This window comes from Vibrio genomosp. F10 str. 9ZD137 (assembly GCF_049974785.1).
In the GTDB taxonomy this organism is placed as follows: Bacteria; Pseudomonadota; Gammaproteobacteria; order Enterobacterales; family Vibrionaceae; genus Vibrio.
The window spans coordinates 1-5,171 of the sequence record NZ_JBNGCJ010000227.1 but is presented as its reverse complement, the minus strand read 5'-3'; the positions used below and the strand labels follow the sequence as shown (position 1 = coordinate 5,171).

The following is a 5,171-nucleotide window of genomic DNA, read 5'->3' as shown; positions in this document are numbered from 1 at the left end:
TGTGGCGTCTTGGTATCGCAATGGTTTTCACCTGAGCATCCAAGATGATATTGCTGGCTTCCATGATCGCATCATAGTGGCCCAGTTTACGCTCGCTCATCAATTGATCTGCCAAGGTATTGAGTGGATACCAAAGCATGGCCGCAAACATAAAGGCTGGGTTGATTCGTTTACCATCTTCAATTCGAAGATCGGTTGAGTCAAAGACCAGATCCAACATCTGCTCTGTTGGTGAAGAATAATCCTCAGTAAAGTGATCGGCAATAACAGGGAACATTTGCTGAAATAGGTTGTACTCACGCATCAGGTGATAGGTTTCAAGCCCATTACCAGATTGCAGTAATTTGAGTGATTCTTCATAAAGGCGAGCAGAAGGGATACCTTGTAGCAAGGGAGCCAGATCTTCTATTGGCGCTGCAGTATCTTCTTCAATATCAAAATCAAGTTTTGCGGCAAAGCGAATCGCTCGCAGCATACGCACAGGATCTTCGCGGTAGCGAACTTCAGGGTCGCCAATCAGTCGGATCAGCTTATCTTCCAGATCTTCTACACCACCCGCATAGTCATGAATGCTGTAGTCGCTGATGTTGTAATACATCGCGTTGATAGAAAAATCGCGTCGTTCAGCATCTTCATCAATGCTGCCATAGACATTGTCACGCAGCAGCATGCCTTCGTCTGACTGAGCTGATACGTTCTTGCTTGGCTCTTGGTGGTGACCCCGAAACGTCGCCACTTCAATAATATCTCGGCCGAACATGATGTGTGCTAATCGGAAACGGCGACCAATCAGACGACAGTTTCTAAATAGATGCTTAATTTGCTCAGGAGTCGCATTTGTCGCGATATCGAAATCTTTTGGTGCAAGATCCAATAGTAAGTCGCGAACGCCACCTCCAACGAGGTAAGCTTCAAAACCAGCGCCATTGAGTCGGTATAGCACCTTTAGAGCGTTGTCACTGATTTGCTTGCGTGAAATATTGTGCTCTTGTCGAGTAAGAACATTCAATGCAAGGTCTGGAAATTGGCTTGGTGTATATTCGTTATTATTCATGTGCTTCTGGCAATATTGGCTTAAACCAAGGTTGCTTTAGTTGGTGATAATTTGCCTAGTAAGGCCTAATTTGGGGCTAATAATAGCCTAAGACGCGCCGTTTGAGAATCTTGCTGTGCTTGCCATAGTCTTTGGCAGTTGCTGCAAGGACCAATTTTGGCATCCCCATGTTAATAATTCGTCTATCGTTGCTTGACGAATATGTACATCAATATCGAACCCCAAAAAGGACATTGCCTCGAGCAACGTCTCTAGTGGTTGTTGATTATTCAACGCTGGAGCATGGTTTTGCTTGGATAACTTATTACCGTGTTGATCGACGACGAGAGGTAAATGTACATAGCTGACCTCTGACTTTCCCAAAGCACGATACAGGTTGATTTGTCGACCTGTTGGCTCGATAAGATCCGCGCCTCTAACGACTTCGGTCACACCTTGCTGAATATCGTCTAATACGACGGCAAGGTTGTAAGCGTACAATCCATCACGTCGCTTAATAATGAAATCTTCATCAGCCAGAGCTTGAGGAATATCAATATGACCATAGTTTACGTCAACAAAGTGATTGATGGCATGATGAACTTTAAATCGTACTGAGCACGGTTTATCGGGAGTGCGCGCTTTATCTCGACAAGTTCCAAGATAAAAGCCTCCGGATTGCTTAATCTGTTTGCGTGTGCATTGGCAATAGTAAGCCTCTTTTGAACTTAACCATTGCTCGATTTGCTGTTGATAATATGGGTGGCGTTCACTTTGATAAACAACGGTATCATCCCAATGAAGATGATAAGCCTCTAAGGTGTTTAAAATGAGATCGGAGGCGCCTGCCATTTCTCTAGGTGGGTCGAGATCTTCCATTCTCACTAGCCATTTTCCATGATGAGATTTTGCTTGAAAATAACTCCCCAGAGCAGCGACCAAAGAGCCAAAATGTAATGGACCCGAAGGGGAAGGTGCAAATCGACCCACATAATTCATCATATTCACCTGATATCAAAACCACAAAAAGGGAGCATAAGCTCCCTTTACAAACAAAGGCTAGTCGTCACAAAAGCTAGGTTTAACCTTGCATCTGCTTTTCTTTAATCTCAGACAGTGTTTTACAGTCGATACAAAGATCAGCAGTTGGACGAGCTTCTAAACGGCGTATACCAATTTCCACGCCACAAGATTCGCAAAAACCAAAGTCGTCTTCTTCGATCTTGTTGAGTGTTTTCTCGATCTTTTTGATCAAACGACGTTCACGGTCACGGTTACGAAGTTCTAAGCTAAATTCTTCTTCTTGAGATGCACGGTCAACGGGATCTGGGAAATTTGCTGCTTCGTCTTGCATATGGTGAACAGTACGATCAACTTCAACTCTCAGTTGGTTGCGCCATGCGGATAAAATTTTTGTAAAATGAGCGACCTGCTCAGGTGACATGTATTCTTCACCCTGCTTTGCTTGGTATGGCTCAACCCCTGCAATGGCTAGGATGCCTATCGCTTTTTTCTTTAATTCTGGCATGCAGCATCTCCTACTAATACCTAGTCAACTGTTTGAGCAGTCTATTTTTAGGCGGCTATCTATAGCAAAAAGAAACGGGCGACGCAAATCTTGAATAGCAAACTTTTTATCAATGTGAACATCACATCACTTTCCACTCATTATTGATAAAATCAACAGCAGAAATAAGTTTGATTCCTGATTCAGAAATCTGAGCTTTGTAGCACAGGACTTCTACACCTTGCTCTATTGCTTGGTTTAGTAAATATGAATAGTTTGCGTCTATATGGAGTGCTGCTGATACTTTTTCAATCCCTGAGTGTAAAACAGTGAATAAAAGTACTGCTCTGCTTCCATTTTTCGCCATTTCCGTGAGCTCTCTCAAATGCTTCTGACCACGAGTGGTCACGGAATCAGGAAAGTAGCCCTGCCCATCGTTATCTTCATCTAATAGAGTGACGCTTTTTACCTCTATATAGCATTTTGGCTTAGTTTCTGAATTGAGCAAGATATCGATACGACTATTTTCGCTACCGTACTTTATTTCTGTTTTTAATTCATCGTAACCAGTGAGCTCTTGAATCACGTTATTTTGAATCGCTTCAACCGCCAAATGGTTCGCTTTAGCCGTGTTGACACAAATCCAATCACCTCGCTGGGTTTGAGTGAGCTCCCAACTGTTCGGGTACTTGCGTTTTAAGTTATCCGATGTTGAATACCAGACGGTGTTGCCCGCATCAGCACAGCCTGTCATGGCACCTGTGTTTGCACAATGGATCGTGCGTATCGATTGATCAGGCAGCTGAATGTCAGCCAAGAAGCGCTTGTAACGCTTGAGTAAAATCGCTGATTCAAGAGGTGGATTAAAATGCATTTTTACTGTTTTTATGTACAATGGTGCCCTCATTACATCATAAGGCGTCTCCATTGTCTTCATCGATTCCATTGCCGATAGAAAGTGTGATCTCTGAATTGCTCTCAGGCCTTCAATCACACAATCAATTGATTCTTAAAGCGGCCCCTGGCGCGGGTAAATCCACGTTTTTCCCACTGCAATTAATTAAAGCAGGGGTGTTTTCGCGCAAAATCATCATGCTTGAACCTCGTCGACTAGCGGCGAGAAATATTGCAGGCTATCTTGCCCAGCAATTGGGGGAAAAGGTCGGTGAGCGGGTCGGGTACCGTGTGCGTGGGGAAACGAAAGTAAGCCGTGATACTCAACTGGAAATCGTGACCGAAGGGATCATGACTCGGATGTTGCAATCGGACCCTGAACTTTCTGGAATCGATTTACTGATATTCGATGAATTTCACGAGCGAAGTATTCATGCGGATACATCATTGGCCTTGAGCCTTGAGGTGCAAGAAGCGTTAAGGGATGACCTTCGTATTGTGGTGATGTCAGCAACGCTCGATCAAACAGCGTTAACCACTCTGCTTCCTCAGGCGAAATATGTGGAGTCGCATGGGCGAAGCTTTCCTGTTGAATATCGTTATCATGATTTAAAACCCCACGATTACCTAATTCCAACGATCGTTAAACAGATACAGCATTTAATGGCCACTGAGCAGGGCTCTTTGCTGGTTTTTCTGCCTGGACTATCAGCCATAAAAAATGTGGCTGAAAAACTTGGCGATCTGGCCAGTGATGTGTCTATTTTTCCGTTGTATGGTCAACTTACTTTCTCTGAACAGCAAAAGGCGATAGCCCCCTTGAATGGGAATCAGAGAAAAATCGTATTGGCGACGAACATTGCAGAAACCTCGCTAACCATTGAAGGGATCCGCTTGGTTTTGGATTGTGGCCTCGAGCGCGTCGCTAAGTTTGATCTTAAAACTGGGATCACTAAGTTAGAGCAAGTCAGAATAGCGCAGTCCTCCGCAGAGCAACGAGCAGGGCGAGCAGGGCGATTAGAGCCAGGGATTTGTGTGCGGCTATACAGCGAGGGGCACCTCAATCAACAGCCTGCGGTTCCTGTTGCTGAAATTATGCACTCGGATCTTTGTCCATTAGCAATGGAACTTGCACAATGGGGTGCGTATGAAGCCAGTGAATTAAAGTGGCTCGATGCTCCTCCTGATGTTGCGCTGACACAAGCTCGGCAGTTGTTAGTATCGCTTGAACTTATGAATGATCAGCGTCAGCTAACATCGCTGGGAAAACAGGCTCATCAATTTGGTTTGGAGCCAAGAATTGCAAGTATGTTGGTGAAGTCCCTACAAGGCGATGAAGCGCTATTCCAGACGGCCATCATCGTTGCAGCCTTAATTGAAGAGCCCGAGCGAAACATATTAGATCTGCAAGACAGCCTTTATCGTCTAAAGCAAGGAAGCCACCAAAAAGCTCGAACCATTTTGAAGCGAGCAGATCAGCTTGCCGCTAAGTGCCAACAGCGCTTTTCTTTACCGAGGGTTGAAGAGCGTTTTGTCGCCATCGCTCTGAGCCTTGCCTTTCCCGATCGTGTCGCTCAAGCGCGTACCATAGGAAGTGGAAAATTCGTTCTTGCGAATGGTCACGGGGCTGAAGTGGATCAGGCGCACAGCTTGTCGGATAGCGAATATCTAGTGGCCATAGATTTAATGCGCAGTCAGCACAATTCGAGTCGAATCTTTTTGAGATCGGAAGAGCGG

Annotated in this window: 5 protein-coding genes; 1 reads left to right on the top strand and 4 read right to left on the bottom strand. The window is 44.9% G+C overall.

The features are described from left to right. The 4 genes from pcnB to sfsA all read right to left on the bottom strand — a co-directional run. On the bottom strand, nucleotides 1–1,054 hold a 1,054-nt coding region (pcnB, locus tag ACP45E_RS03265; RefSeq protein WP_069584687.1), incomplete at its 3' end, for a polynucleotide adenylyltransferase PcnB. 87 nt (nucleotides 1,055–1,141) lie between these two features. Continuing rightward, nucleotides 1,142–2,032, bottom strand: coding sequence for a tRNA glutamyl-Q(34) synthetase GluQRS (gluQRS, locus tag ACP45E_RS03260; protein WP_017037188.1), 891 nt, complete (start codon nucleotides 2,030–2,032; stop codon nucleotides 1,142–1,144). Nucleotides 2,033–2,114: 82 nt separating this feature from the next. Beyond that, nucleotides 2,115–2,561 (bottom strand): RNA polymerase-binding protein DksA, encoded by a 447-nt coding sequence (gene dksA, locus ACP45E_RS03255; RefSeq protein ID WP_017036678.1) that lies wholly within the window; start codon nucleotides 2,559–2,561, stop codon nucleotides 2,115–2,117. A 121-nt stretch (nucleotides 2,562–2,682) separates the two neighbouring features. Next, nucleotides 2,683–3,414 (bottom strand): DNA/RNA nuclease SfsA, encoded by a 732-nt coding sequence (sfsA, locus tag ACP45E_RS03250; protein ID WP_026026505.1) that lies wholly within the window; start codon nucleotides 3,412–3,414, stop codon nucleotides 2,683–2,685. A gap of 20 nt (nucleotides 3,415–3,434) precedes the next feature. On the opposite strand from sfsA, the gene hrpB reads away from it, so the two are divergent. Beyond that, nucleotides 3,435–5,171, top strand: a 1,737-nt coding sequence (hrpB, locus tag ACP45E_RS03245; RefSeq protein ID WP_241824258.1) for an ATP-dependent helicase HrpB, incomplete at its 3' end; no start/stop codon positions are given.

Bases quoted from the DNA above. Each gene is read 5' to 3' on its own strand.
- gluQRS (WP_017037188.1), bottom strand. From the start codon at position 2,032: ATGAATTATGTGGGTCGATTTGCACCTTCCCCTTCGGGTCCATTACAT.
- dksA (WP_017036678.1), bottom strand. From the start codon at position 2,561: ATGCCAGAATTAAAGAAAAAAGCGATAGGCATCCTAGCCATTGCAGGG.
- sfsA (WP_026026505.1), bottom strand. From the start codon at position 3,414: ATGCATTTTAATCCACCTCTTGAATCAGCGATTTTACTCAAGCGTTAC.